This is a genomic window from Caulobacter hibisci, from assembly GCF_016135805.1.
In the GTDB taxonomy this organism is placed as follows: Bacteria; Pseudomonadota; Alphaproteobacteria; order Caulobacterales; family Caulobacteraceae; genus Caulobacter; species Caulobacter hibisci.
In genome coordinates, this window is the sequence record NZ_JADWOX010000001.1 from 21,935 (window position 1) to 46,777 (window position 24,843).

Genomic DNA, 24,843 nt, shown 5'->3' on the forward strand with positions numbered 1-24,843 from the left:
GCGCCGAAAGTCCGTCCATGCCGATCCGCCGCCTGCCGCCCGAGACCGTCAACCGCATCGCCGCCGGCGAGGTGGTCGAGCGGCCCGCGAGCGCCATCAAGGAGCTGGTCGACAACGCCATCGACGCCGGCGCGACCCGCATCGAGGTGGAGGCCCACGGCGGCGGCCTGACCCGGATCCTGGTCGCCGACGACGGCTGCGGCATGAGCGCCGAGGAACTCCCCGTCGCCATCGAGCGCCACGCGACTTCCAAGCTCGCCCCCGACGACGAGGGCCTGTGGGACCTGCTGCGCATCCACACCATGGGCTTCCGGGGCGAGGCCCTGCCGTCGATCGGCTCGGTGGCGCGGTTGCAGATCAGCTCGCGCGCCAAGGGCCAGCGCGAGGCCTGGTCGATCCTGGTCGAGGGCGGCCGCGTCGACGACGTCGCCCCCGCCGCCTTCGCCGGCGACAACGGCACGCGCATCGAAGTGCGCGACCTGTTCTACGCCACGCCCGCGCGGCTGAAGTTCATGAAGTCGGAACGCGCCGAGGCCCAGGCGATCACCGAGGAACTGAAGCGCCAGGCCATGGCCCACGAGTCGGTGGGCTTTTCCCTCGACATCGACGGCCGCCGCATCCTGCGCCTGCCGCCCGAGCATCCGGGGCCGCAGGGGCGTCTGGCGCGCCTGGCCGCGGTGCTGGGCCGCGACTTTCAGGACAATGCGCTGGAGATCGACCAGACCCGCGACGGCGTGCGGCTGTCGGGCTTTGCCGGCCTGCCGACCTACAACCGCGGCAACGCCGCCCACCAGTACCTGTTCGTCAACGGCCGGCCGGTGCGCGACCGGCTGCTGCAAGGCGCCCTGCGCGCGGCCTATGCAGACTTTCTCGCGCGGGACCGCCATCCGAGCGCGGCGCTGTACGTGACGCTCGACACCTCGGAGGTCGACGTCAACGTGCACCCGGCCAAGGCCGAGGTGCGTTTCCGAGATCCGGCCCTTGTGCGCGGCCTGATCGTCGGGGCCCTGCGCCACGCCCTGGCCGGGGCCGGTCACCGGGCCTCGACCACCACGGCCGCCCAGGCCCTGGACAGCATCCGCGCGCAGAACGTCTATCCGGGCTACCAGCCCAATTCCTATCAGGGAGGCCCTTCGCCGGCCGGCTTCTCGGCCTGGCGCGAGGGCGGCTGGACGCCGCCGACGCAGCGGCCGATGGACTTGCCGGGGCTGTCGGATGTCTCGGCCCGCCACGAGGCGCGGCCGGAGGAGGCCTACCAGACGCTGGGCGGTGGTTTTGCGGGCGGCGGCGTGGCCGAGGCGGTGCGCGAGGCGGCCTATGGCGGCTACGACGCCCCGCCGTCGGTGGCCTATCCCTCGCAGGATTACGTTCAGAGCCAGCCCTTCGACCCGATCGACTTCCCGCTCGGCGCGGCCCGGGCCCAGGTGCACGAGACCTACATCGTCGCCCAGACCCGCGACGGCGTCGTCATCGTCGACCAACACGCCGCCCATGAGCGTCTGGTCTATGAGCGGATGAAGCACGAGATGGAGGCCGGCGGCGTCGCTCGCCAGACCTTGCTGCTGCCCGAGGTGGTCGAGCTGGACCCGGCTGAGGCCGAGCGCGTCGTGGCGCGGGCCGAGGAACTTTCCTCGCTTGGTCTGGTCCTGGAGAGCTTCGGTCCCGGCGCGGTGCTGGTGCGCGAGACGCCGGCCCTGCTGGGCAAGGCCGATGCGGCCGGCCTGGTGCGCGACATCGCCGACGACCTGGCCGAGAATGGCCAGGCCCTGGCCCTGAAGGAGCGGTTGGAGGAGGTCTGCTCGACCATGGCCTGCCACGGCAGCGTCCGCGCCGGTCGCCGCCTCAACGCCGCCGAGATGAACGCCCTGCTGCGCGAGATGGAGGCCACGCCCCATTCGGGCCAGTGCAACCACGGCCGCCCGACCTATGTGGAGCTGAAGCTCTCGGACATCGAGAAGCTGTTCGGGCGGCGATAGTCTTCCTTCTCCCCTTGCGGGAGAAGGTGGCGGCGAAGCCGTCGGATGAGGGGTCTCTCAGATATCTGACGCCTCGCCCAACCGTTCCGCCGTCGCGGCTGACGGGGCTTTCGACCCCTCACCCGACCCGCTTCGCGGGCCACCCTCTCCCGCAAGGGGAGAGGGATCTAGGCTGCGTGAGGATCCAGCGACTGCACGTCGTGCCAGTCGTGCAGGGGCAGCATTGGCCGAGCGAAGGGCGACACGGCGGCGGGGGCGTGGAGGAGGTCGGTGACTTCCGGCCCGGTGACGAACGGCACCTCGTGGTCGACGCAGGCCAGCAGTTCGCGGCGGCGGGCGACGCCGGTGACGCCTTGCCAGATGCGCTTGCGGCGGTAGGCCGGGCTCTCGCGCATGAAGCGGTCGATAGCCGCCAGCCGCTCGCTTTCCGTCGACTCGGGCAGGTCGAGGGTGACGCTGCTGGCGAAGTCGGGCGGCAGGTCCTCGACCCGGAACGCCGGATCGCGCACCCGCAGGTCCAGCCGCGAGACGTAGGGGTCCAGGAACGACTTGATCTGCGACAGGGCCGAGAACGACGGCACGCGCGGGGTGTCATAGATGCCGGCCGCCAGGCGGCCGCGCGCCGAGCTCGGCAGGGCAGCCAGGGCCGTCGCCAGGACGTTGCGGCCGCTGGGCTTGACCAGGCTGGAGAAGCAGACCGGCAGGAAGATCACGCCGGCTTCGTCGGCCTTCAGCAGGCTGGGGATCGCCGCCAGGGCCGCGGAGTCGGCGTCCTCGGCCTCGGCGCGGATCTCCTGGTCGAAGGTCCGGCGCTCGACCAGGCCATGGACGACGACGCTGCCGACGAACAGCTCGCGTTGCAGGTGGTAGACGCCGCGAAAGCCCAGCGGGCCGGTCGGTTCGGGGCGCGAGACGATCTTGGGCAGGGCCTCCATCGGCGGTTCGCCGGCCACCGGTCCGCCCGGCGGGGCCAGGGAGACGACGCCGTCGGGCGTGACCCGGCAGACCCGGCCCAGGCCGTCGGGATAGACGTCCTGCGCGATCAGGGCGCGCACGGCTTCCAGCGACATGCCGCCAAAGCGCATGACCTCGGCCTGGTCGCCCTCGACCAGCAGCAGGCTGACCTGGCCGTCGCCCTCGACGCCGAACAGCTTGCGCTGCATGTCGCGGGCCATGGCCTGAAGTTCGCGCGCGTCGAGCCGCGTGGCGCGGGGATCGGCCAGGACGAAGGTGAACGGCGCCACCAGGCCGTAGCGACGTGGATGCAGCCAGGTCGTTTCGAGGTAGGCCCCGGCCACCTTGGCCACGAGGGCGGCCATGGCGTCGGTGTCGGCGAACCGGAGGTCCTCCCCGACGAAGATCTTCAAGCATGCGACTGCGGTCATGCCCGCCACGATCGAGGGTAGAGGTTACCGGCCGGCGCCCGCGCGCCGCGACCCGACGTCGCACGCCGTTCGCCCAGCGCTCCTTCCGGGCCGAAACGGCGCCGGAGACCCGGGCGTTAGGAGGGGGAAGGAGATCCCCATGCAAGTTCATCGCGGCCGGCTGATCGACCATGTCCACCTGCGCGCCAGGGACCTGGAGGCGACCAAGGGCTTCTACCGGGCGGTGCTGGACGCGATCGGCGTTCCCTACGAGGAGACCGGCGATCACCTGTCGGCCGACGAGCTGTGGGTCGACGCCGGAGAGCCCGCGACGCACATCCACCTGGCTTTCATGGCGGCCGATCGCGAGACCGTGGAGCGCTTCCACGCGGCCGGGCTGGCGGCCGGCGGGCGCGACAACGGCGGGCCGGGCGAGCGGCCCTATCACCCCGGCTACTATGCCGCCTTCCTGTGGGACCCTGACGGCAACAACATCGAGGCGGTGTTCCACGGCCCGGCCGAGCGCTCGGCGCAGAGCGTGGTGTTCACGTTCGCGGCGCCTTAGGCGAGACGCGCATGCAATCGCGCCCTCCCAGATCCGAGTTTCCCCGCGAAGGCGGGGATCCAAGCTGGCTTTCAGGACGAGGCGCGGCCGTGAGTCATCTTCAGACTCGGCTTGGATCCCCGCCTTCGCGGGGATGCTCGGTGAAAAATCGGCTCAACTTTTTAACGGTCAATCCGCGCTAAGCCGCGTCGGCGGTCGCCGACGTCCAGCCGTAGAGCGGCAGCTGGCCCTTGGCGTAGGGGGCGACGGCGGCCGGGGACTCCAGCAGGTCGGTGACCATCGGGCCGCTGACGAAGGGCGCGCCCAGGTCCAGGGCCGTGGCCAGTTCGCGCGGGCTGCGCAGGTCGCTGACGCCCTGCCAGACCTGCCGGCGGCGATAGGCCGGGGCGTCCTTGAGGAAGCGGCTGATGGCGGCCACGCGGCTGGCCTCGACCTCGCCTTCCGGGTTGAAGGTGATGCTCGCGGCCAGGCCCGGCGGCAGGTCCTCGATCTGGAAGGCCGGGTCGCTGACCCGCAGGTCCAGCCGGCTGAAATAGGGATCCAGGAAAGCCTTCAGCTGGCCCAGGGCCACGAAGGACGGCGCGCGGGGCACGCCGTAGACGCCCGCCGCCAGCCGCCCGCGCAGGTCGCGGGGCAGGGCGCGCAGGCAGCGTTCGAGCTCGGCGCGCAGAGCGGGCTTCAGCACGGCCGAGAAGCTGATCGGCAGGTAGGCGACGCCGGTGTTGGGGCCGATCGCGGCGATGGCGGTCTTCAGGATCGCCAGGTCGTGCGGCGTGCGCAGGCCGTCGACATAGGTCTCGTAGGCCTTGCCCATCGTGCCGGGCTCGCGCCAGACCGCGACATTGCCGACGAACAGCTGGCGGCCGGAATGGTAGACGCCGCGCCAGGTGGTGCGGGCCGGCGGCGGGCGGGGGCACAGGCGGCTCAGCGCCTCCATGCTGGGCGTGCCGGCGACCGGTCCGCCCATCGGCATGACCGAACGCACCTCGCGCGGGGTGATGCGGCAGACGCGGCCGGCCAGGGAGGCGTCCTCCTCGCCGGCCAGCAGCAGGGTCAGTTGGCGGGCGGGCAGGCCGGCGAAGCGCATCACCTCGTGCTGGTCGCCCTCGAACATCAGCATGACGATCTCGCCGGTGTCGTCGTCGCCGAACAGCTTGTGTTGCAGCGCCCGGGCCAGGGCCTGCAACTCGCGGGCGTCCAGCCGCGTGGCGCGGGGATCGGCCAGCACGAACGAGAACGGCGCGACCTGGCCGTGCCGGCGGGGCGCGGTCCAGGCGGTCTTCAGGTAGTCGCAAGCGACCTTGGCCACCAGGGCGGCGTTGCGCTCGGTGTCGGCGGGGTCTTCGCCGGCGAAGACTTTCAGGCAGGCGATGGCGGTCATGACGCCAAGGTTGCGCGCTATCGGTTAGCGCGCGTTATAGGCCGGCTGCGACCCAGCGTCGCGAACGCCGGTTTCTGAACGCTAGGCCGCCTTCAGCGGCAGGTCCTGGGACGGCGCGGCGCCCAGGATCGGCGGCCGGTCGAGCAGGCCGCTGACGGCGGGGCCGGCGGCGAAGCGCAGGCCGGCGGCGCGGCAGGCGTCCAGCTCCTTGGCCGAGCGCACGCCCAGCACCGCCTGGCGCACGCCCTTGCCGCGATAGATCGACTGGCGCGAGGCGAACAGGGCGATGGCCTTGATCCGCTCGGCGTCGTTGTCGTCGCGCAGCTCCAGCGAGATGCTGGAGGCGATGTCGCCCGGCAGGGTGTTCACCGGGAAGTTCGGGTCGGAGATGCAGAGATCGATGTGTGCGAACGAGCCCTGCAGGAAGCCGCGGATCTGCTGCAGCAGGCCCATCGAGGGCTCGCGCGGGGTGTCGTAGATGCTGGCGCCCAGGCGCGGCTGCAGGTCGAGCGGGAAGCGCGACAGCCGGCGCTTGTAGGCCTCCTGCGAGGCCGGGGTCGTCAGGTTCCAGAAGCTGAGCGGCAGGTAGAGCGCCCCGTCGCCGTCCTTGACGGTCGGGAAGCCGAACTGGGCGTCGTTGAGGCCGGTCAGATCGCGGGCCAGCAGGGCCGAGTCGTCGTCCGGGCGCGGCCTGTCGAGGTCAGCCTTGTGGCCCAGCAGGGCGGCGACCAGGGTCTCGCTGGGCAGGTGGTAGACGGCGTTCCAGCCGGTGGTCAGCGGGGCGGCGGTCTTGGCCGGGGCCGCGGCGGCGATCGGGCGGACCGGCGTCGGTGCGGGCTTGGCCGCCGCCTTGGCGGGAGCGGGCTCGGCGCCGGGGGCGGTCGGGGCGCTGGGCACCGCGCGGATCTCCTCGGCGGTGATCACCTGCACGTGGCCCGGCGCGCCGGAATAGCCGCGGCCGGCCATCAGCCCGGCCAGCTCGCCTTGTGACAGGCTGGCGAACTGCAGGACGGCGTTCTCGTCGCCCTCGAAGGTCATCAGGCACACCTGGCCGCTCTTGCGGCCGGGGAACAACGAGGTCTCCAGCTCGATGGCCAGGGCCTGCATCTCTTCGGGGTTCAGCTGCTCGGACTTGCTGTCGGCCAGCACGAAGGCCAGGGGCGCGACGACGCCGTAGCGGCGCGGGGCCTTCCAGCGATGCTTGAGATAGAGGTCGGCCGCCGCCTGCACCTGAGGCGGGGGAACGCTCGCGCCCGCCGTCTCCGCGGCGGTGAGCAGGATGCGCAGGCAAGCAATGGCCGTCATGACCGGGAACTTGCCTGCGAATGCTTGGCGAAATCCTTACAGATCAAGGATAACGTCGGTTTTTCATGTAGTTGCAGGTATAGTGCGACGAGGTGACGCATCAGGATCCTCCCCCTGTGGGGGAGGTGGCCGGTAGGGCCGGAGGGGGGACGTTTTCAGCCGCTGCTGAACTTGGCCGATTTTTCAGCCACGCCCCCCACCGATCGCTATGCGATCGCCTCCCCCAGAGGGGGAGGTTTCAGACGAACGTCTCGCTGAGCCTGAATTCAAGGCGCTGCTTGACGCCCGGCCAGTCGAAGTCGGTGATCGAGAACACGGCGGTGTCGCGCACGTGGCCGGTCCAGGTGATCTTGTGGCTGCGCAGCACGCCTTCCTTGGAGGCGCCCAGCTTCTCGACGGCGGCCTGGCTGCGGGCGTTGCGGACGTCGATCAGGAACTCCACGCGGATGACGCCGGCGTCGAAGGCGTGACCCAGCAGCAGGCGCTTGGATTCCGGGTTCACCGGGCCCGAGCGGGCGCTGGGATGCAGGAAGGTCGAGCCGATCTCCAGGCCCTTGTGCAGGCGGCGGATGTTCAGATAGCTCGAGGTGCCGACGATCTTGCCGTCCGACAGGCGGCGGATGGCGAAGCCGACGCGCTCGCCGCGGTCGCTCTCGCCCAGCAGGGCGCCCCACCAGTCCTCGAAGCCTTCGCCGCAGCCGTTGACCGACATGATCTCCCAGCTTTCGGGATCGCAGTCGATGGCGCCGCGCAGCTCGTCGCGCAGGTCCGGGGTGATCGGTTCCAGCCGGACGTAGCGGCCTTCGAGGGGCTTGATGGTCAGGTTCATGGCGGTGTTTTCCGCCAGGAGCGGGCGGCTGACAAGCCGCCAGGCGAGGATCCGGCGTCGAAGCGGCGGGATCGTTCAAAACGCTCCCGCATCACCCGCTTGCCGCGCCCGTAAACTCGGTGTTACAACATCTTCAAACAAGTGTTTGAACCAGGGATCGGGAACGCCATGGACTTCGACATCTCCCCCCGCCAGCGGGAATTCCTCGATCGCGTCAACGCCTTCATCGAGGACCATGTGCGGCCGGCGATCCCGACCTACGAAGCCGAGATGAACGTTCCCGCCGAGCAGCGCTGGAAGGTCGTCCAGGTGCTTGAGGAGCTGAAGGTCAAGGCCAAGGCCGAAGGCCTGTGGAACTTCTTCATGCCGCCCCACAGCGGCCAGACCCACGTCGACGACAGCTTCGCGTTCGAGGGCGTGCAACTGACCAACCTCGAATACAGCCTGATCGCCGAACAACTGGGCAAGATCGGCTTTGCGTCCGAGGTCTTCAACTGCTCGGCGCCCGACACCGGCAACATGGAAGTGCTGATGCGCTACGGCACGCTGGCGCAGAAGGAGCGCTGGCTGCGGCCGCTGATGAACGGCCAGATCCGCTCGGCCTTCCTGATGACCGAGCCGGACGTGGCCAGCTCCGACGCCACCAACATCGAGACCCGCATCGAGCGCGACGGCGACGACTACGTGATCAACGGCCGCAAGTGGTGGAGCTCGGGCGTGGGCGATCCGCGCTGCAAGGTCGCCATCGTCATGGGCAAGACCGATCCGACCGCCTCCACCCACCAGCAGCAAAGCCAGGTGCTGGTGCCGCTGGACGCGCCGGGCGTCGAGGTGGTGCGGATGCTGCCGGTGTTCGGCTATGACGACGCCCCGCACGGCCATGCCGAGGTGATCCTCAGGGACGTGCGCGTGCCGGTCGAGGACGGGCTGATCCTGGGCGAAGGCCGCGGCTTCGAGATCGCCCAGGGCCGCCTGGGGCCCGGCCGCATCCACCACTGCATGCGCACCATCGGCGCGGCCGAAGTGGCTCTGGAGAAGATGGTCAAGCGGCTGATGACCCGGAAGGCCTTCGGCAAGTACATTTCCGAGCACTCGGTCTGGGAGCAGCGCATCGCCGAGGCCCGCATCGACATCGAGATGTGCCGCCTGCTGTGCCTGAAGGCCGCCGACATGATGGACAAGGCCGGCAACAAGGCGGCAAGGCTGGAGATCGCCATGATCAAGGTCGCCGCCCCGCGCATCGCCCTGAAGGTCATCGACGACGCCATCCAGGCCCACGGCGGCGGCGGGGTGACCACCGACTATGGCCTGGCCAAGCTCTATGCCGGCATCCGCACCCTGCGCCTGGCCGACGGCCCCGACGAGGTCCACTGCCGCACGATCGCGCGGATGGAGTACGGCAAGTACGGGGATCTCGCCTTCAAGCAGAAGGCCGAGCGGGAGGCGGCGCTGCAGGTGCCGGGGATTCGCTGACCTGATCCCTCTCCCCTTGCGGGAGAGGGTGGCCTCCGAAGGAGGTCGGGTGAGGGGTCTCTCAAAAGTAAGACGCCGCGACAGCCGATCAGCTGTCGCGGCGTTTTTCGTTCGTGCGACCCCTCATCCGTCGCCTTTCGGCGACACCTTCTCCCGCAAGGGGAGAAGGGTTAAAAAGTCGGCGCCACGATCGCTCGCGCCTGCGTCTCGTCGCAGCGGATCTGGTCGATCATCAGCTCGATGCTGTCGAACTTCAGTTCCGGGCGCAGGAAGGCGATCAGCTGGGTTTCGATGACCTGGCCGTAGAGGTCCTCGTCGAAGTCGAACAGCCAGGTCTCCAGCCGCGTCTCGACCTCGCCAGTGGTCGGGTTGTTGCCGAGGTTGGCGACGCCCGGGATCACGCGGCCGTCGGGCAGGCGGGTGCGGGTGGCGTAGACGCCGAGCTTGGGCACCACGTAGTCGACGATCTCGACATTGGCGGTGGGAAAGCCCAGCTGGCGGCCCAGCTGCTGGCCGCGGCGCACCACGCCCTCGATGGCGAAGGGGCGGCCGAGGATCCGGGCGGCCTCTTCCGGCTTGCCGGCCCGCAGGGCCTCGCGCACGCCGGTGGACGAGAACTTCTCGCCGTCGCGATTGGCCACCGGTTCGGCCACCGAGACCGAGAAGCCCAGCTCCTGGCCATAGGCCTTCATGGCGTCGGGGCTGCCGGTGCGGCCCTTGCCGAACGAGATGTCGAAGCCGACGGCGACGTGGCGGATGCCCAGGCCGTCGTGCAGCACGCGCTCGGCGAAGGCCCGGTCGTCCAGCGTGGCCATCTCGAAGTCGAACGGCAGCAGGTAGAGGAAGTCGACGCCCAGATCGCTGAGCAGGCGGGCCTGCTGCTCGACCGTCATCAGCCGGAAGGCCGGCTCGGTGGGGCGGAACAGGCGCCGGGGGTGCGGGTCGAACGTGACCACGCCCAGCGGGACCTTCAGCTCGCGCGCGGCGCGGGCGGCCTCGGCGATCACCTGCTGGTGGCCGCGATGGACGCCGTCGAAATTGCCCAGGGCCACGGCCGCGCCCTTTTCCTCGGGCGCTACGTCCTTCCAGCCGTGGACGATCTTCAGGCGCACGCGCGGATCCATGCTCAGGCGCCCTTCTTCGGAACCAGGACCACGGCCTCGCCGTCGACCACGGCCTTCTTGCCGACGATGCAGGTGGTGGAAAGGGTGACGCGGCCCTTGGCCTCGTCGATGGCGGTGACCGCCACCTTGACCACGACGGTGTCGCCGATGCGCACCGGCCGCTTGAAGTTCAGCGATTGCGACAGATAGACCGCGCCCGGACCGGGTAGGCTGGTCCCCAGCGCCGCCGAGATATAGCCGGCCGACAGCATGCCGTGGGCGATGCGCTCGCCGAAGCTGGTCGTGGCGGCGTAGTCGGTGTCGAGGTGCACGGGGTTGGTGTCGCCGGTGACGTCGGCGAAGGCCTGGATGTCGGCCTCGCCCACGGTGCGGCTGAGTTCGGCGGTCTGGCCGACGCTCAAGTCCTCGAGAAAGAGACCCATGCGATCCTGCGTTCTTATAGCTCTTGGACAGGTCTTTTAGCGCGACGGGCCGGCTTCACCAGACCAGATCGGCGACGGCGTGGGTGGCGCCGACGCTTTCGGCGGCCAGCAACTGGGTCACGGCCTCGGGCGATAGCAGGCCGTCGGGGCCGAGGGCCTTCTCGCCGTGGATGCCCTTGGCGATGAACAGGCAGGCCAGCTTCTGGTTCTCGGCGCCGAGCACGTCGGTGATGACGCCGTCGCCGATGCACAGCACGCGCGAGCGATCGACCGGGCCGCCTTTCAGGCGCTCGGCTTCCGCAAGGGCCAGGTCGTAGATCGCCGCGAACGGCTTGCCGGCCATCACCACCTTGCCGCCCAGCTCCTCATAGAGATCGGCCAGGGCGCCGGCGCAGAAGATCAGCTTGTCGCCGCGCTGCACCACCCGGTCGGGATTGGCGCAGATGAACAGCAGGCCGCGATCGGCGGCGACCTTGAGTTGGTCGCGATAGTCTTCAGCCGTCTCTGCCTCGTCGTCGAACAGGCCGGTGCAGCAGATGAAGTCGGCGTCCTCGCAGCCGGCGCCGTCGAGACTCAGGCCCGCATAGAGCGGCTCGTCACGCTCTGGGCCGATCTTCCAGACCTTGCCCGGCGCGCGCTCGGCCAGCAGCGAGCGGGTGGCGTCGCCGCTGGTGACGAAGGCGCTCCACGCTTCGCGCTGCACCTTCAGGCCGTCCAGTTGCGCCAGCACGTCGTTGGACGGGCGCGGGGCGTTGGAGATCAGCACCACCGGGCCGTGGTCGCGGTTGAAGCGCTCCAGGGCGTCGCAGGCCTCGGGGAAGCTTTGCACGCCGTTGTGGATCACGCCCCACACGTCGCAGAGCACCACGTCGTAGCGGTCGGTCAGGGCGGAAAGGCCGGCGGGAAAGTCGATCATGGTCAGGGCGGGTACCGGGCGGGAGTCCAAGCGTCAATGGCGGCTTGTCCGCCTGGGAAGGCGGCCAGCCTCGCTCGCGCATGTGGTGATGCTTCGCCAGAATATCAACAGACCCATGTGGATAGGTGCTGTGTCGAAGTTATAAGTAACAGCGTTCGGATTTCGGCGTGATATATTCATTCAATTTAATATTTTGCGGTTAAGACTACAATAAGAACTGGCTTCTATTTCTCATCGGCAGGGGGCGGCGGAAGAATTCCGAGCCTGATTAGTAAATGAGTTTAGTGTAGTGCGTAAGCTTTCCAATAAATCGGCTCTGTTCTGCTCGGCCGTCGTGATCTCGTTGTTCGCCGCTCAAGGCGCCTTCGCTCAAACCGCCGTCAGCAGCGACAACACGGCCACGGCCACGGGTGGTTCGGCGACCGCCGTCGGCGACGGCGCCACGGCCAGCGGCGGCTACTCCAACGCCTACGGTGAAAGCGCCGTCGCCAGCGGCTATCACGCCCTGGCCATCGGTCACGACGCGGTCGCCAGCGGTTACGGCTCGATCCAGATCGGCGCTCACGGTGAAGCCTCGGGCACCTATTCGACCGTGGTCGGCAACTATTCCTCGGCCACCGGCGAATACAGCACCGTGCTCGGCGCCAACGCCTACGCTACGGGCGACAACAGCGTCGCCATCGGCTACGGCTCGGTCGCCGACGAAGCCGACACGGTCTCGGTCGGCAGCGCCAGCTCGACCCGCCGCATCACCAACGTCTCGGACGGCGTCAACAGCACCGACGCGGTGAACCTGGGCCAGCTGCAAAGCTACAGCGCCTCGACGCTGTCGAGCGCCAACGCCTATACCGACGGCGCCATTTCCAGCATCGCCTCGACCGCCAACACCTATGCCGACACCGCCGCCGCCGCGGCCGTGACCACGGCTAACGGCTACACCGACACCGTCGCCGCCGCCGCTCTCACCACGGCCAACAGCTATACGGACACTAAGTCGGCCGCGACTCTGACTTCGGCGAACGCCTACACCGACACGGCCGCCGCCGCCGCCGTGACCACGGCCAACAGCTACACCGACACCAAGTCGGCCCAGACCCTGGCCTCGGCCAACACCTATACCGACACCGCCGCCGCCGCGGCCGTGACGACGGCCAACACCTATACGGACACCAAGGCGACCGCGACCCTGGCCACGGCCACCACCTATACCGACACCAAGTCGGCCCAGACCCTGACCTCGGCCAACGCCTATACCGACACCAAATCGGCTCAGACCCTGGCGTCGGCCAACGCCTACACCGACTGGCGCGTCGACACCCTGGTCACCCAGTTCGACAACCGCATGAACGACCTGTCGAACCGTCTGAACGGCGTCGGCGCGATGAGCTCGGCGATGTCGATGATGGCCGCCAACAACGCCGGCCAGGGCGCGGGCCTGAGCAACCGCCTGGCGATGGCCGTCGGCGGCTATCGCGGCGAGGCCGCGGTCGCCGTGGGCTATTCGCACAACAGCCGCGCCGTCAGCTACAATGTCGGCTTCTCGGCCACCGGCCGCGACGTGATGAGCGGCGGCAGCGTCGGCTTCGCCTGGTAGTTCCAGACGCTAACAGCGGCGCAGAAGCGCGAGCCACGCAGAAGGCGTGAAACGACAGGGCCCCGGAGTTCGCTCCGGGGTCTTTCGCTTGTGCGGAGCAGTCTTCAGGTCGCGTCGTGGAAGATGACGCCCAGGGTGCGCCGCCGGCCAGACCGCACTTCGCTGACGCCGTGGCGCAGGATGCGGCGGTGGACGCCCCGGCTCCCCTCGGCCGGCCGCTCGCGCACGGCGAAGATCACGCCCTCGCCCTGGGCCAGGGGCACGACCTGGGCGGCCGACTGCTGGCGCGGGCGCTGCTCGACCAGCACGAACTCGCCGCCCTCGAAATCGCGGCCCGGCTGGTCCAGCAGGAAGGCGGCCTGCAGCGGAAAGACGTGCTCGCCGTAGAGGTCCTGGTGCAGGCAGTTGTAGTCGCCGGCCCCATAGGTCAGCAGCAGGGGCGTCGGCCGCGTCTGGCCGGCCGCGTGGCAGCGGTCGAGCATGGCCTGAAGGTCTTCCGGAAAGCGGCGCTCCTCGCCCAGGCGCTGCATCCAGCCGTTGGCGATGCGCGCCAGCGGCGGATAGAGGCCGGTCCGCAGTTTCTGCACCGTCTCGGGCAGGGGATAGGCGAAGTACCTGTACTCGCCGCGCCCGAAGCCGTGGCGGGCCATGACCACGCGGCTGCGGAACGGCGTCTCCTCGGCATAGAGCCCGGCCAGGCGGCCGCAGGTTTCCGGCGTCAGCACCGGCCCCGTGGTCGCCCAGCCGCGGGCGTCGAGTTCGGCGGCGATGCGCGTCCAGTCCAGGCTCACGCCGCGATCTCTTTGGCCGCGCGCTCCCGGGCCAGCAGGGCCTGCTTGCGTTCGACGCCCCAGCGATAGCCCGACAGGCCGCCGTCCGAGCGCACCACGCGGTGGCAGGGCGTCAGCACGGCGACGGGATTGGCCCCGCAGGCCTGGGCCACGGCCCGCACGGCCAAGGGCCGGCCGATGGCGCGGGCGACCTCGGCATAGGAGGCCGTTGTCCCGGCCGGGATGTCGCGCAGGGCCTTCCAGACGGCGCGCTGAAGGTCGGTGCCGCGTTCGTCGAGCGGCAGGTCGATGGCCCGGCCGTTATCGAGCGCGCGGGCCAGGGCGACGAGGGCTGGTGTGGCGGCGGTTTCGTCCTCCACCAGCCGGGCGCGGGGGAAGCGGGCGGCGAGATCCTCGCGCATCTCGGTCCGGTCCTGGCCGAGGATCAGCAGGGCCAAGCCGGCTTCCGAGCTCGCGGCCAGGGCTAGGCCCAGCGGGGTGTCGCCGAAGCCGTAGGCCAGGGTCTCGATCGGCTCGTCGGGCCGGCAGCGCAGGCAGGCGCGCAGGCCCGCCGCCCGGGCGGCCTCGCGGCTGTCGTAGAAGGCGACGTTCTTGCGCAACGGGCGCCCCGAACAGCTGGGGCGGCAATAGATCCCGGTGGTGCGCACGCCGCAGAAGAAGGCGCCGTCGGCGGCGCGGTCGCGGCGCTCGATCGCGGCCCAGCGGGCGGTGTCGGTGGAGTAGGCGGTGGTCATGTCGGGCTCCTTTCGGATCTGAGCCCACCATCGCGCCGTCTCATCGGGGCGTCATTCCGATGCTTGCGGTCCAAACGAAAACCGCCGCCGGAGCGATCCGGCGGCGGTTGGACGTTCGATGAAGCGGCTGAGCCCTACCAGTTGGCGGCGCGGCGGCGCAGCGGGGCCTGGACGAAGTCGGCCGGCGGGGCGGTCTCGGCCAGGACGGCGTCGCGGATGGCCCGCGGCTCGCCGAACAGGTGGCCTTGGCCGTAGCCGATATCGAGATCGAGGATCTCGGCGATCTGGCGCTCGGCCTCCACCTTCTCGGCGATCACCTCGACACCGTAGCGGCGCATCAGGGCGGCGAAATCGGCGGCGTTGAGGTCGGGCAGCGAGCTCAGAACCAGCTTGCCGTCCTGCTCTTCCAGCTGCTCGAGGATCAGCTGGGCGCCGACCTTGACGAACTTGACGTCGGCGCGGGCCAGATCCTGGAAGTCGAGGTCCAGGTCCACGACCTTGTCGAGGCTGAACTGGAAGCCCAGGCTGGCCAGGCGGGCCATGTGGCGGGCCTCGACCGGGCCGCGCTGGTTGAAGGCGGTCTGGCCCAGTTCGAAGATCAGCGAGCCGGCCAGGTCCTTGTGGCCCTGCAGGAACTCGAGGAACTGCGGGAAGAAGCTTTCGTCGGCCAGGCTGGCCAGCGAGATGTTGCAGAAGATCCCGACCTTGCGGTCCTGCTTGGCCAGACGGCGGACGATCTGCACGCAGCGGAACAGCAGCAGGTTGTCGATGGCCGTCATCAGGCCCTGGGACTCGGCCACGGCCAGATATTCGGCGGGCATCATCACGCGGCCGGTCTCGTCGCGCAGGCGCGAGAAGCTCTCGTAGAAGACGGTGCGGCGCTGCGGCAGGCTGACGACCGGCTGCAGGTAGAGGTCGACGCGGTTCTCGGCCAGGGCGTCCTGGACGATCTCCAGCATCGCATCGACCGGCGCGGCGACGGGGCGGCTGCGGGCGTCGTGGCGGGCGGCGGCGACCTGGTGGGTCAGCTGGCTTTCCAGACGCTCGCTCATGCGCTGCATCAGGTCTTCAAGCTGGTGGACCTCGGTGGTCAGCTCGGCCGAGCGCTTCTCGGCGTCCTCGGCGACGGTCTCGACCAGGGTGGTCATGCGCGCGTCGATCTTCTCGATCTGCTCGACCAGGATGGCGTGGGCCTCGCGCACCGTCTCGATGTCCAGCTTGAGCTGGGCGTTGTCGAAGGCGTGGCTGACGATGGCGTGGAACGCGAAGCACAGCCCCAGTGACCCGATGAAGGCCGACAGGCCGACAGCCGGGGTCGCTCCCATGCGCCACAGCAGCAGGGAGACGATCAGAGCCAGGCAAAGATAGGCGCCGGTCAGTAAAGCCAGCTTGAGCCTTCGCATTTCGGGTCCCTACGAATCGCTTGCAAAAATTAATGCAACCGCTGCGGCCTTGAGTCGAATAGATTAACGCGGCTGGGCCATTACGCCGCGCATCGCCTGTTAATTTTTTTCGAGACCGGCGTTCGCGGGGATCATCCTTTCGTCGACAGTGGCGGTTAGGGCTGATAACCGTTCGCAACTTTTCGCCGCGAGGCCTTCGCATGTCCGACGCCGTCCTGACCGCCGACACGCCTGTCGCTTCCGACGCGTCGATCCGCGCCTTGAGCACCGCCGGGCGGGGCGACAAGGGGGTGATCGTGGCCGTGCGCGGCGAGACCGGCGCGCCCGAGGCCGTGGCCGCCGAGGAGCTGGAGCGCCGCCTGCTGGAGATGGGCTTCGTCGAGGGCGCCCGCATCGAGATCCTGCAGGAAGGCCTCTTCGGCCGTGATCCCATCGCCGTGCGGGTGGACGACACCCGCGTGGCCCTGCGCCGCCGCGAGGCGCGCGCCGTGACCGTTCAGTTCGACGGAAAGACGCTTTGACCGACACCGCCATCCGTCCCGCGCGCGTCGCGCTGGTCGGCAATCCGAATTCCGGCAAGACCGCCCTGTTCAACGCCCTGACCGGGGCGCGCCAGAAGGTGGCCAACTATGCCGGCGTCACCGTCGAGCGCAAGGAAGGCCAGCTGGTCACGCCGGGCGGCCGCAGCGTCAGCGTGCTCGACCTGCCGGGCACCTACAGCTTGCGCGCCCGCAGCCCCGACGAGGTCGTGACCCGCGACGCCGTGCTGGGCCGCCTGGCCGGCGAGACCGCGCCCGACGTGCTGATCTGCGTGGCCGACGCCACCAACCTGCGCCTGGTGCTGCGCCTGGTGCTGGAGCTGAAGCAGGTGGGCCGGCCGTTCGTTCTGGCCCTCAACATGTTCGACATCGCCCAGCGCCAGGGCCTGCGGATCGACCTCGAGCAGCTGGGCCGCGAGATTGGCGCGCCGATCGTCACCACGGTGGCCACCCGCAAGCGCGGCCTGGACGAGCTGCTGACCCAGGTCGACACCCTGACGTTCACCCATTCGGGCGCCGGCGACAACAGCTGGCGCGAGCCGAACGCGGCCGAGATCCGCGCCGCCCACGCCGAGGCCCAGCGCATCTTCAAGACCTGCGTGCGCCCGCCCGAGCGGCCCGACACGGTGACCGGCAAGATCGACTCGGTGCTGCTGCATCCGGTGGCGGGCCTGGCGATCCTGTTCACCCTGCTGTTCGTGATGTTCCAGGCGGTGTTCACCTGGGCGACAATCCCGGCCGACGCCATCGACGGCGGCTTCGCCGCGTTCGGCGCCTTCGTCACCGCCCACCTGCCCGAGGGGCTGCTTTCCAGCTTCATCGCCGACGGCCTGATCGCCGGCGTCGGCAGCGTGCTGGTGTTCCTGCCGCCGATCCTGATCCTGTTCTTCTTCATCCTGCTGCTGGAAGACAGCGGCTACATGACCCGCGCGGCCTTCCTGATGGACAAGATCATGGGCGGGGCGGGCCTGCACGGCCGGGCCTTCATCCCGCTGCTGTCGAGCTTCGCCTGCGCGATCCCGGGGATCATGTCCACGCGGGTGATCGACAACAAGCAGGACCGCCTGACCACCATCCTGGTGGCCCCGCTGATGACCTGTTCGGCGCGGATCCCGGTCTACACCCTGATCATCGGCGCCTTCATCCCGCGGACCACGGTCCACGGCCTGTCGCTGCAGGGCCTGGTGATGTTCGGCCTCTACGCCGCGGGCATCATCTTCGCGCTCCTGGTGTCGTTCATCATCCGCCGCATCTTCTGGCGGGGCACGGTCGAGCCGTTCATGATGGAGCTGCCGACCTATCGCTGGCCCGAGCCGCGCAACCTGCTGCTCAACCTCTGGACCCGCGCCAAGATCTTCCTGAACCGCGCCGGCCGCATCATCATGCCGCTGATGGTGCTGGTCTGGGTGCTGTCGACCTTCCCCTATCCGCCGGAAGGCGCGACGGGGCCGGCCATCGACTACAGCATCGCCGGACGCCTGGGCCATTTCCTGGCCCCCATCATGCATCCCATCGGCTTCAACTGGCAGATGACCGTGGCCCTGATCCCCGGCATGGCGGCCCGCGAAGTCGCCGTGGCGGCGCTGGGCACGGTCTACGCCGTGGGCGGGGCCGACGGCTCCACCGACGCCCTGTCGGCCACCCTGAACAGCCAGTGGTCGCTGGCCACGGCCCTCGCCTTCCTGGCCTGGTACGTCTTCGCGCCGCAGTGCATGCCCACCCTGGGCGTGGTCAAGCGCGAGACCAACAGCTGGATCTGGCCGACGGTGATGTTCGTCTACATGGTCAGCCTGGCCTATCTGGCGGCCTTCATCGTCTACCACGTGGCCGTGGCGCTCGGGGCGGGGTGAGTCGTCGCGCGGGCGAGGCCGTGTTAGGCTTCGCCCATGACGATCCGGGTCGACATCGCAAGTGAGACGCCATTGGCCGAACTCGTTGCCCATGTGAAGGCGGGCGAGGAGGTCTTGCTGACGCAGGACGGTCAGGACGTGGTGGCGCTTAGCATCGCCAAGCAGGACGCCAACGAGCGACCGCGGCGCGTGCCCGGGGCCTGGGCGAAGTACGGTCCTCTGGAGGATCCCTACCTGTTCCTGCGTCCTGATCCTGAACTGGAAGAGGCTGCCCACGGGCCGATCTTTCCCGTCCAAGAGTGAAGCTGCTTCTCGACACCCACGCCGTCATCTGGTGGCTGGCGAAGCCCGAGGCGCTTTCGCGCGCGGCGCTGGACGCCATCGGCGACAAGTCGAGCGTCGTGCTGGTAAGCGCTGCGAGCGCTTATGAGATCGAGATCAAGCGTCATCGCGACGCGACTCTCGCCGCGATCCCAGAGGCGCTCTACGACGCGGTGCTGGCGACAGGATTTACTTGGCTGCCCATAGGAGCGGCGCACGCATCAGCCGCGGCGAAGCTGCCGCTCCATCATCGCGATCCTTGGGATCGCATTCTCGTCCAGCAGGCAATGGACGAGGACGCGCGTCTCGTGACCTGTGACCGCGCCCTGTCCGCCTACGATGTCCCGCTCCTCTGGTAACCGACGCGCCTAGAGCTTGCTGATCAGCAAGCTCTAGATTCAAATGCTTAGAGCGCGCTCGGGCGGGTTAGCCGCATACACCTAACCCTGGCGCGCTCAGCGCGTCGGGACCGGGACCTCGCCGCGGTAGTCGTAGAAGCCGCGGCCGGTCTTCTTGCCCAGCCAGCCGGCCTCGACATACTTCACCAGCAGCGGGCAGGGGCGGTACTTGCTGTCGGCCAGGCCTTCGTAGAGCACGTTCATGATGCTCAGCACGGTGTCCAGGCCGATGAAGTCGCCCAGCTCCAGCGGGCCCATCGGATGGTTGGCGCCCAGCTTCATGGCGGTGTCGATGGCGTCGACGGTGCCGACCCCTTCGTACAGCGTGTAGATCGCCTCGTTGATCATCGGCACCAGCACGCGGTTGACGATGAAGGCGGGGAAGTCCTCGGCGTTGCTGGTGATCTTGCCCAGCGACTTGGCGAAGGTCACGGCCGTCTCGTAGGTCGGCACGTCGGTGGCGATGCCGCGGATGATCTCGACCAGCTTCATCAGCGGGACGGGGTTCATGAAGTGCAGGCCGATGAACCGCTCGGGACGGTCGGTGGCCGAGGCCAGGCGCGTGATCGAGATCGACGAGGTGTTCGAGGCCAGCAGGGTCTCGGGCTTCAGGTGCGGCTGCAGGCCCCGGAAGATGGCCTTCTTCAGCTCTTCGTTCTCGGTGGCGGCCTCGATGGCCAGGTCGGTCTGGCCGATGGCCTCGATGGCCTCGGCGGCCGAGATGCGGGCCAGGGCGGCGTCGGCCGCATCTTGTTCAATGATATTGCGGCTGACCTGGCGGGCCAGGTTCTTTTCGATCAGGGCCAGGCCCGCGTCGATGCGCTCGCGCGAGACGTCGTGCAGGCGGACGTCATAGCCCGCCAGGGCGCAAACATGGGCGATGCCCGAACCCATCTGACCGGCGCCGATTACGCCGACCGTCTTGATATCAACCATGAAAATCCAAGCCTTCGCTCACGGTCGCGCAGCTCCCGGCAGGGCGCGCTTGACCGTCCGCGAAGTTCTAGCACGAGGAACCGCACGCCCGCCAAGGGCTTTGCTGCGCCGCAAACCTCGGCCCCTTGGCCAGCGCCGCGATGATCCTGGATTATCCGCCTGTCGGAAGGGATCAGGCGATCAATTCGGGGTCGTTCCGCCGCAGCCAGGCGGCGGCGTAGGAGCAGAGCGGGGTGATCCGCATGCCCTCGGCCCGGGCGACCTCGGCCACCTTGACCATCAGCCGGCCCGCCGCGCCGGTGCCGCGAAGGGCCGGATCGGCCTCCACGTGCGGGATGACCAGGCGATGGCCGCTGCGCTGGTAGTCGGCGAAGGCGATCAGGCCGTCGACCTCCAGCTCATAGCGGCTCTTGGCGGGGTTGTGGCTGAAGAGGTCGTCGCTCATGGGCCTGAAACGCGAAAGGGGCGAAGGTGGATGCACCGCAGCATCACCTTCGCCCCTCACATGGCCTCTAAGCTTGAACGATCAAGCTCAGGCGCGCAGCTTGCCGCCCGCCTTCTCGACCGCGGCGACGACCTTGGCCGACAGGGCCTCGATCTCGGCCTCGGCCAGGGTGGCTTCGCGCGGCTGGACCAGCACCTCGATGGCCACCGACTTGAAGCCGTCCGGCACGCCGGGGCCTTCGTAGACGTCGAAGACGCGGGCCGAGGCGATCAGGGCCTTGTCGGCGCCGACCGCGGCCTTGACCAGGTCGCCGGCCGCCTTGGCCTTGTCGGCGACGAAGGCGAAGTCGCGGGTCAGCGGCATTAGGGCCGAGGGGCTGAAGGCCGGCTTGGTCTTCACGGCCTTCTTCTTGGGCTCGGGGATGGCTTCGAGGGTGATCTCGAAACCGTAGACCGGGCCGGCGACGTCCAGGGCCTTCAGCACGGCCGGGTGAATCTCGCCGAACTCGGCCATCACCGCCTTGGGGCCTAGCTGCAGGCGGGCCGAGCGGCCCGGATGCCACCAGGACGAGGCCGAGCCTTGGGCGGTCTGCAGCGAGGCGACGGGCGCGCCCAGTTCCTCCAGCAGGGCCAGCAGGTCGGCCTTGGCGGTGAAGACGTCGTCGGCGGCGGCCTTGTCCCAGGCGCGCGGCGGGCGCGGCGCCAGGATGGCGGCCACGGTCGTGCGCTGGTCCTTGGGACCGTCGCCCAGGAACACCGGACCGACCTCGAACAGGGCGGCGTCCGGGAAGCCCTTGCGGGCGTTGCGGCCAGCCGCCTCGATCAGGTTGGGCAGGATCGACGGACGCATGCAGTCCAGTTCCGAGGCGATCGGATTGGCCAGCACCAGGGCGTCGGCGCCGCCGCCGAACAGCACGGCGGTCGAGCGGCTGGTGAAGCTCCAGGTCACGGCCTCGGCGTAACCGGCCGCGGCCAGGGCGCGACGGGCGATCCGGGCGCGGGCCTGGCGGGCGGTCAGCACGCCGCCGGAGGGGCGGGCGACTTCCGGCAGGGGCGTCGAGGGCAGGGCGCCGTAGCCGGCGATGCGGGCGACTTCCTCCACCAGGTCGGCCTTGCCGTAAACGTCGCGGCGGAAGCTGGGCGGCGTCACGCAGACCACGCTCTCGGCGTGGGTGGCGAACTCGGCGGTCGAGACGTCCTTGGGCGGCTCTACCTTGAAGCCCAGGGCCTGCAGGATCGCCAGGCTCTTTTCCGGCGCGATCTCCAGGCCCGACAGGCCCTGCACATAGGCCGGGTCGAACAGGATCGGGCCGGGCAGGGCGGGCGCCTCGCCGGCGACCACGATCTCCGAGGCCTCGCCGCCGCACAGCTCCAGGATCAGCTTGCTCGCCAGTTCCAACCCAGGAACGACCGAGCCGGTGTCGACCGTGCGGGCGAAGCGGTACTGGGCGTCGCTGGCGATGCCGGTCTCGCGGCCGGTCTGGGCGATGCGGATCGGTTCGAACCAGGCGCTTTCGACGAAGACGTCGACGGTGGCTTCCGAGCAGCCCGTGCTCTCGCCGCCCATGACGCCGCCCAGGCCGATCGGGCGTTCGCCGCCGGCATCGGCGATGACGCACATCGACGGGGTCAGCTCGTAGGTCTTGCCGTCGAGCGCGATCAGGTGCTCGTCGCCGTTCAGGCCGTGGCGGCCCAGGCGCGTTTCGATCTTGGTCCCCGACAGCAGGGCCGCGTCATAGACGTGCAGCGGCCGCGCGCGGTCGTAGGAGATGTAGTTGGTGATATCGACCAGGGCCGACTTCGGATTGATGCCGATGGCCTTCAGGCGATCCTGCAGCCACTGCGGCGAGGGGCCGTTCTTCACGCCCTTGATCAGCCGGCCGGCGAACACCGGGCAGGCCTCGCCGTCGACGTCGATCGTGATCGGGCAGGGGAAGGTTCCGGCGACCGGCGCGATAGACAGGTCCTTCAGCTTGCCCACGCCGGCGGCGGCCAGATCGCGGGCGATGCCCGCCACGCCCAGCCAGTCGGGACGGTTGGGCGTGACCTCGAAGTCGATGACGGCTTCCAGGCCCAGCGCGACGGCGGCCGGCGTACCGACGGCCAGGTCGCTGGACAGTTCCAGGATGCCCTCGGAGCCGTCGTCGGCTTCCAGTTCGGAGCCCGAGCACAGCATGCCGTTGGAGACGACGCCGCGCACCGGCTTCTCGACCAGGGTGACGCCCAGGCCGGGCACATAGGCGCCGATCGGGGCGTAGACGGTGGTCAAGCCCGCGCGAGCGTTGGGCGCGCCGCAGACGATCTCCTTGCGGCCGTCGATCGTGTCGACCTGGCAGACGCGCAGGCGGTCGGCGTTGGGGTGCTGAACGGCCTCGACGATCTTGGCGACGCTGAAGGCGGCCAGCTTGGCGGCCGGGTCGGTGACGTGCTCGACCTCGAGGCCGGCCATGGTCATGGCGGCGACCACCTCGGCGGCAGTCGCTTCGGTGTCGAGGTGATCTTTAAGCCAGGAAAGGGTGAACTTCATTTCGGGGTGTCCAGCGCCAGGATCTGCTGCAGGAAGCTATCGGGGCCGGTGAAACCGACCATGTAGAACTGGCAGTCGATGAAGGAGCAATCCTTGAAGGGCACCGCGCCGACCACCGTCGTGGGGGAGGCCGGGCGCAGTACGATGTTGCGGATGTCGCCGCCGGTGTAGCCGAAGTCGGTGGCGTCGAAGTCGACGCCGCCGAGGACCAGCAGGACCACCGGGCCTTCCAGGCGGCAGTTGCGGAAGGTGCGGCCCTCGATGACCGTCTGCCCCTTCTGCAGGTGCGCGCGATAGAGGTCGAACAGCGAGACGTCGACGTTCTCGAAGGTCTTGGCGAAGGCGTCGGTCGGCGTGCGGCCAGGGCGGCCGCCGGCTTGGAAGGTCTGGGTCATCAGCTCAGCCCCGAAGCCGGATTCGGCGCGGCGAAGCCCGAGAAGCCGTAGTGGGCCAGCCAGCGGCTGTCGGACGACCACATGTCGCGCAGGTCCGGCATGCCGTACTTCAGCATGCCCAGGCGATCGACGCCGACACCGAAGGCGAAGCCCTGGTACTCGTCCGGATCGATGCCGCAGGCGCGCAGCACGTTCGGATGAACCATGCCGCAGCCCAGGATCTCGAGCCACGACGTGCCCTGGCCGATCTTGATCTCGCCGCCCGAGCGGTCGCACTGAACGTCCATCTCGGCCGAGGGCTCGGTGAACGGGAAGTGGTGCGGGCGGAACTGGGTGGTCACCGCGTCGGTCTCGAAGAACCGCGCCAGGAAAGTTTCCAGGGTCCACTTCAGGTGGCCCATGTGGATGCCCTTGTCGATCACCAGCCCCTCGACCTGGTGGAACACCGGCGTGTGGGTGGCGTCGTTGTCGACGCGATAGGTGCGGCCCGGCGCGATGATGCGGATCGGCGGCTTATCGCTGACCATGGTGCGCACCTGCACGGGGCTGGTGTGCGTGCGCAGCAGCATGCGCTCGCCGTCTTCCTTGCGATTGAAGAAGAAGGTGTCGTGCATCTCGCGGGCCGGGTGCTTCTCGGGGAAGTTCAGGGCCGTGAAGTTGTGGAAGTCGTCTTCGATGTCCGGACCTTCGGCCACGGCGAAGCCCATCTCGGCGAAGATCGAGACGATCTCGTCCATGGTCTGCATCGTTGGGTGGACGCTGCCCTTGCGGCGATAGGGGCCGGGCAGGGTGAGGTCGAGGGTCTCGCGGGCCAGGCGCGCGTCGAGTTCGGCCGTCTCCAGGGCGGCCTTCTTCTCGGTGATCGCCGACTGCACGCGGTCGCGCAGGGCGTTGATCGCCGCGCCTTGCGTCTTGCGCTCGTCGGGGCTCATGGCGCCCAGGGTCTTGAGCAGGCCGGAGATCGCTCCGGTCTTGCCCAGGTTGGCGACCCGCACGGCGTCGAGGGCGGCGAGATCGGCGGCGGCGGCGACCTGCGCCAGCACGTCGGCTTCTAGAATGGAAAGATCGGTCATGACGGGGTTCCGTCTAGGCGGTTTTGACGTCCGGTGGAACCGGATAACGCGCAGCAAAAAGCCCTCCGGTTCGCACCGGAGGGCTCTTCAGATCGAACTTCGGGTCGGAACCCGAAAAGGATCTTAGGCGGCCAGGGCGGCGCGAACCTTGTCCGCGATGGCCTTGAACGCGACCGGGTCGTTGCCGGCGATGTCCGAGAGGACCTTACGGTCGATCACGATACCCGCGACATCCAGGCCATGGATGAATTGCGAGTAGGTGAAGCCCTCGGTGCGGGCGCCGGCGTTGATGCGCTGGATCCACAGCGAACGGAAGGCGCGCTTGCGCACCTTGCGGTCGCGGTAGGCGTACTGGCCGGCCTTGTCGACCGCGGCCTTGGCCGTACGGATGGTGTTCTTGCGGCGGCCGTAGAAGCCCTTCGCCTGTTCAAGAACCTTCTTGTGCTTGGCGTGGGCGGTGACGCCACGTTTAACGCGAGCCAT

At 69.1% G+C, this 24,843-nt stretch carries 24 protein-coding genes; 8 read left to right on the top strand and 16 right to left on the bottom strand.

The window, feature by feature from the left end:
• The first annotated feature begins 17 nt into the window (after positions 1-17).
• On the top strand, positions 18-1,976 hold the full coding sequence (gene mutL, locus I4Q42_RS00095; RefSeq protein WP_198574044.1) for a DNA mismatch repair endonuclease MutL: 1,959 nt from the start codon (positions 18-20) through the stop codon (positions 1,974-1,976).
• A 167-nt stretch (positions 1,977-2,143) separates the two neighbouring features.
• On the opposite strand, the gene I4Q42_RS00100 is transcribed toward mutL, so the two are convergent.
• Positions 2,144-3,361 carry a hypothetical protein gene (locus I4Q42_RS00100; protein ID WP_198574045.1) on the bottom strand — a complete coding sequence of 406 codons (1,218 nt, stop codon included), beginning with the start codon at positions 3,359-3,361 and terminating at the stop codon, positions 2,144-2,146.
• Between the two features lie 139 nt (positions 3,362-3,500).
• On the opposite strand from I4Q42_RS00100, the gene I4Q42_RS00105 reads away from it, so the two are divergent.
• Entirely contained in the window at positions 3,501-3,905 is a 405-nt protein-coding gene (locus I4Q42_RS00105; protein ID WP_198574046.1) for a VOC family protein, read from the top strand.
• A 178-nt stretch (positions 3,906-4,083) separates the two neighbouring features.
• On the opposite strand, the gene I4Q42_RS00110 is transcribed toward I4Q42_RS00105, so the two are convergent.
• The 3 genes from I4Q42_RS00110 to I4Q42_RS00120 all read right to left on the bottom strand — a co-directional run bounded on the left by I4Q42_RS00110 (position 4,084) and on the right by I4Q42_RS00120 (position 7,420).
• The gene (locus I4Q42_RS00110) at positions 4,084-5,286 is read right to left on the bottom strand and encodes a hypothetical protein (protein ID WP_198574047.1); all 1,203 of its coding nucleotides are present in this window, start codon (positions 5,284-5,286) and stop codon (positions 4,084-4,086) included.
• Positions 5,287-5,367: 81 nt separating this feature from the next.
• Positions 5,368-6,591 (bottom strand): hypothetical protein, encoded by a 1,224-nt coding sequence (locus I4Q42_RS00115; protein WP_198574048.1) that lies wholly within the window; start codon positions 6,589-6,591, stop codon positions 5,368-5,370.
• A gap of 238 nt (positions 6,592-6,829) precedes the next feature.
• A complete protein-coding gene (locus I4Q42_RS00120) occupies positions 6,830-7,420 on the bottom strand; it encodes a GNAT family N-acetyltransferase (RefSeq protein WP_198574049.1) in 591 nt (196 codons plus the stop codon).
• Between the two features lie 168 nt (positions 7,421-7,588).
• Here I4Q42_RS00120 and I4Q42_RS00125 point away from each other — a divergent pair, with 168 nt between their 5' ends.
• Positions 7,589-8,893, top strand: coding sequence for an acyl-CoA dehydrogenase family protein (locus tag I4Q42_RS00125; RefSeq protein WP_198574050.1), 1,305 nt, complete (start codon positions 7,589-7,591; stop codon positions 8,891-8,893).
• A gap of 170 nt (positions 8,894-9,063) precedes the next feature.
• On the opposite strand, the gene I4Q42_RS00130 is transcribed toward I4Q42_RS00125, so the two are convergent.
• From I4Q42_RS00130 to I4Q42_RS00140, 3 genes are read right to left on the bottom strand one after another with little or no spacing between them, the layout of a single operon-like run.
• Positions 9,064-10,005: a bifunctional riboflavin kinase/FAD synthetase gene (locus I4Q42_RS00130; protein WP_198574606.1), complete on the bottom strand. Its 942-nt coding sequence runs from the start codon at positions 10,003-10,005 to the stop codon at positions 9,064-9,066.
• Positions 10,006-10,019: 14 nt separating this feature from the next.
• On the bottom strand, positions 10,020-10,439 hold the full coding sequence (locus I4Q42_RS00135; protein WP_198574051.1) for a MaoC family dehydratase: 420 nt from the start codon (positions 10,437-10,439) through the stop codon (positions 10,020-10,022).
• 55 nt (positions 10,440-10,494) lie between these two features.
• Positions 10,495-11,355 (bottom strand): TIGR01459 family HAD-type hydrolase, encoded by an 861-nt coding sequence (locus I4Q42_RS00140; RefSeq protein ID WP_198574052.1) that lies wholly within the window; start codon positions 11,353-11,355, stop codon positions 10,495-10,497.
• 289 nt (positions 11,356-11,644) lie between these two features.
• On the opposite strand from I4Q42_RS00140, the gene I4Q42_RS00145 reads away from it, so the two are divergent.
• Positions 11,645-12,949: a YadA-like family protein gene (locus I4Q42_RS00145; RefSeq protein WP_198574053.1), complete on the top strand. Its 1,305-nt coding sequence runs from the start codon at positions 11,645-11,647 to the stop codon at positions 12,947-12,949.
• A gap of 104 nt (positions 12,950-13,053) precedes the next feature.
• On the opposite strand, the gene I4Q42_RS00150 is transcribed toward I4Q42_RS00145, so the two are convergent.
• The 3 genes from I4Q42_RS00150 to tipF all read right to left on the bottom strand — a co-directional run bounded on the left by I4Q42_RS00150 (position 13,054) and on the right by tipF (position 15,877).
• On the bottom strand, positions 13,054-13,740 hold the full coding sequence (locus tag I4Q42_RS00150) for a 2OG-Fe(II) oxygenase (RefSeq protein WP_198574054.1): 687 nt from the start codon (positions 13,738-13,740) through the stop codon (positions 13,054-13,056).
• A complete protein-coding gene (locus I4Q42_RS00155) occupies positions 13,737-14,474 on the bottom strand; it encodes a methylated-DNA--[protein]-cysteine S-methyltransferase (protein ID WP_198574055.1) in 738 nt (245 codons plus the stop codon). Before I4Q42_RS00155 ends, I4Q42_RS00150 begins: the two co-directional genes overlap by 4 nt.
• A gap of 134 nt (positions 14,475-14,608) precedes the next feature.
• On the bottom strand, positions 14,609-15,877 hold the full coding sequence (gene tipF, locus I4Q42_RS00160) for a flagella assembly cyclic-di-GMP phosphodiesterase TipF (protein ID WP_198574056.1): 1,269 nt from the start codon (positions 15,875-15,877) through the stop codon (positions 14,609-14,611).
• A gap of 200 nt (positions 15,878-16,077) precedes the next feature.
• Here tipF and I4Q42_RS00165 point away from each other — a divergent pair, with 200 nt between their 5' ends.
• The 4 genes from I4Q42_RS00165 to I4Q42_RS00180 are packed head-to-tail and all read left to right on the top strand — an operon-like array spanning position 16,078 to position 18,946.
• Positions 16,078-16,398 carry a FeoA family protein gene (locus I4Q42_RS00165; RefSeq protein ID WP_198574057.1) on the top strand — a complete coding sequence of 107 codons (321 nt, stop codon included), beginning with the start codon at positions 16,078-16,080 and terminating at the stop codon, positions 16,396-16,398.
• Entirely contained in the window at positions 16,395-18,266 is a 1,872-nt protein-coding gene (gene feoB, locus I4Q42_RS00170; RefSeq protein WP_198574058.1) for a ferrous iron transport protein B, read from the top strand. The genes I4Q42_RS00165 and feoB overlap by 4 nt, the downstream gene beginning before the upstream one ends.
• Before the next feature lie 36 nt (positions 18,267-18,302).
• The gene (locus I4Q42_RS00175; RefSeq protein WP_198574059.1) at positions 18,303-18,569 is read left to right on the top strand and encodes a hypothetical protein; all 267 of its coding nucleotides are present in this window, start codon (positions 18,303-18,305) and stop codon (positions 18,567-18,569) included.
• Positions 18,566-18,946 carry a type II toxin-antitoxin system VapC family toxin gene (locus tag I4Q42_RS00180; RefSeq protein ID WP_198574060.1) on the top strand — a complete coding sequence of 127 codons (381 nt, stop codon included), beginning with the start codon at positions 18,566-18,568 and terminating at the stop codon, positions 18,944-18,946. Before I4Q42_RS00175 ends, I4Q42_RS00180 begins: the two co-directional genes overlap by 4 nt.
• 96 nt (positions 18,947-19,042) lie before the next feature.
• On the opposite strand, the gene I4Q42_RS00185 is transcribed toward I4Q42_RS00180, so the two are convergent.
• The 6 genes from I4Q42_RS00185 to rplT all read right to left on the bottom strand — a co-directional run bounded on the left by I4Q42_RS00185 (position 19,043) and on the right by rplT (position 24,843).
• Positions 19,043-19,921 (bottom strand): 3-hydroxybutyryl-CoA dehydrogenase, encoded by an 879-nt coding sequence (locus tag I4Q42_RS00185; protein WP_198574061.1) that lies wholly within the window; start codon positions 19,919-19,921, stop codon positions 19,043-19,045.
• 172 nt (positions 19,922-20,093) lie between these two features.
• Positions 20,094-20,366, bottom strand: a complete 273-nt coding sequence (locus I4Q42_RS00190) for a GNAT family N-acetyltransferase (protein ID WP_198574062.1) — start codon at positions 20,364-20,366, stop codon at positions 20,094-20,096.
• 87 nt (positions 20,367-20,453) lie between these two features.
• Positions 20,454-22,892 carry a phenylalanine--tRNA ligase subunit beta gene (pheT, locus tag I4Q42_RS00195; RefSeq protein WP_198574063.1) on the bottom strand — a complete coding sequence of 813 codons (2,439 nt, stop codon included), beginning with the start codon at positions 22,890-22,892 and terminating at the stop codon, positions 20,454-20,456.
• Complete coding sequence (locus tag I4Q42_RS00200; RefSeq protein ID WP_198574064.1) at positions 22,889-23,287, bottom strand: hypothetical protein; 399 nt, start codon at positions 23,285-23,287, stop codon at positions 22,889-22,891. Before I4Q42_RS00200 ends, pheT begins: the two co-directional genes overlap by 4 nt.
• Positions 23,287-24,360: a phenylalanine--tRNA ligase subunit alpha gene (gene pheS, locus I4Q42_RS00205; RefSeq protein WP_198574065.1), complete on the bottom strand. Its 1,074-nt coding sequence runs from the start codon at positions 24,358-24,360 to the stop codon at positions 23,287-23,289. Before pheS ends, I4Q42_RS00200 begins: the two co-directional genes overlap by 1 nt.
• Before the next feature lie 123 nt (positions 24,361-24,483).
• Positions 24,484-24,843: a 50S ribosomal protein L20 gene (gene rplT, locus I4Q42_RS00210; RefSeq protein WP_018061453.1), complete on the bottom strand. Its 360-nt coding sequence runs from the start codon at positions 24,841-24,843 to the stop codon at positions 24,484-24,486.

Excerpts from the sequence above, each read along its gene's own strand:
- mutL (WP_198574044.1), top strand. The coding sequence starts at position 18 with ATGCCGATCCGCCGCCTGCCGCCCGAGACCGTCAACCGCATCGCCGCC.
- I4Q42_RS00100 (WP_198574045.1), bottom strand. The coding sequence starts at position 3,361 with ATGACCGCAGTCGCATGCTTGAAGATCTTCGTCGGGGAGGACCTCCGG.
- I4Q42_RS00105 (WP_198574046.1), top strand. The coding sequence starts at position 3,501 with ATGCAAGTTCATCGCGGCCGGCTGATCGACCATGTCCACCTGCGCGCC.
- I4Q42_RS00110 (WP_198574047.1), bottom strand. The coding sequence starts at position 5,286 with ATGACCGCCATCGCCTGCCTGAAAGTCTTCGCCGGCGAAGACCCCGCC.
- I4Q42_RS00115 (WP_198574048.1), bottom strand. The coding sequence starts at position 6,591 with ATGACGGCCATTGCTTGCCTGCGCATCCTGCTCACCGCCGCGGAGACG.
- I4Q42_RS00120 (WP_198574049.1), bottom strand. The coding sequence starts at position 7,420 with ATGAACCTGACCATCAAGCCCCTCGAAGGCCGCTACGTCCGGCTGGAA.
- I4Q42_RS00125 (WP_198574050.1), top strand. The coding sequence starts at position 7,589 with ATGGACTTCGACATCTCCCCCCGCCAGCGGGAATTCCTCGATCGCGTC.
- I4Q42_RS00135 (WP_198574051.1), bottom strand. The coding sequence starts at position 10,439 with ATGGGTCTCTTTCTCGAGGACTTGAGCGTCGGCCAGACCGCCGAACTC.
- I4Q42_RS00140 (WP_198574052.1), bottom strand. The coding sequence starts at position 11,355 with ATGATCGACTTTCCCGCCGGCCTTTCCGCCCTGACCGACCGCTACGAC.
- I4Q42_RS00155 (WP_198574055.1), bottom strand. The coding sequence starts at position 14,474 with ATGACCACCGCCTACTCCACCGACACCGCCCGCTGGGCCGCGATCGAG.
- tipF (WP_198574056.1), bottom strand. The coding sequence starts at position 15,877 with ATGCGAAGGCTCAAGCTGGCTTTACTGACCGGCGCCTATCTTTGCCTG.
- I4Q42_RS00165 (WP_198574057.1), top strand. The coding sequence starts at position 16,078 with ATGTCCGACGCCGTCCTGACCGCCGACACGCCTGTCGCTTCCGACGCG.
- I4Q42_RS00175 (WP_198574059.1), top strand. The coding sequence starts at position 18,303 with ATGACGATCCGGGTCGACATCGCAAGTGAGACGCCATTGGCCGAACTC.
- I4Q42_RS00185 (WP_198574061.1), bottom strand. The coding sequence starts at position 19,921 with ATGGTTGATATCAAGACGGTCGGCGTAATCGGCGCCGGTCAGATGGGT.
- I4Q42_RS00190 (WP_198574062.1), bottom strand. The coding sequence starts at position 20,366 with ATGAGCGACGACCTCTTCAGCCACAACCCCGCCAAGAGCCGCTATGAG.
- pheT (WP_198574063.1), bottom strand. The coding sequence starts at position 22,892 with ATGAAGTTCACCCTTTCCTGGCTTAAAGATCACCTCGACACCGAAGCG.
- I4Q42_RS00200 (WP_198574064.1), bottom strand. The coding sequence starts at position 23,287 with ATGACCCAGACCTTCCAAGCCGGCGGCCGCCCTGGCCGCACGCCGACC.
- pheS (WP_198574065.1), bottom strand. The coding sequence starts at position 24,360 with ATGACCGATCTTTCCATTCTAGAAGCCGACGTGCTGGCGCAGGTCGCC.
- rplT (WP_018061453.1), bottom strand. The coding sequence starts at position 24,843 with ATGGCTCGCGTTAAACGTGGCGTCACCGCCCACGCCAAGCACAAGAAG.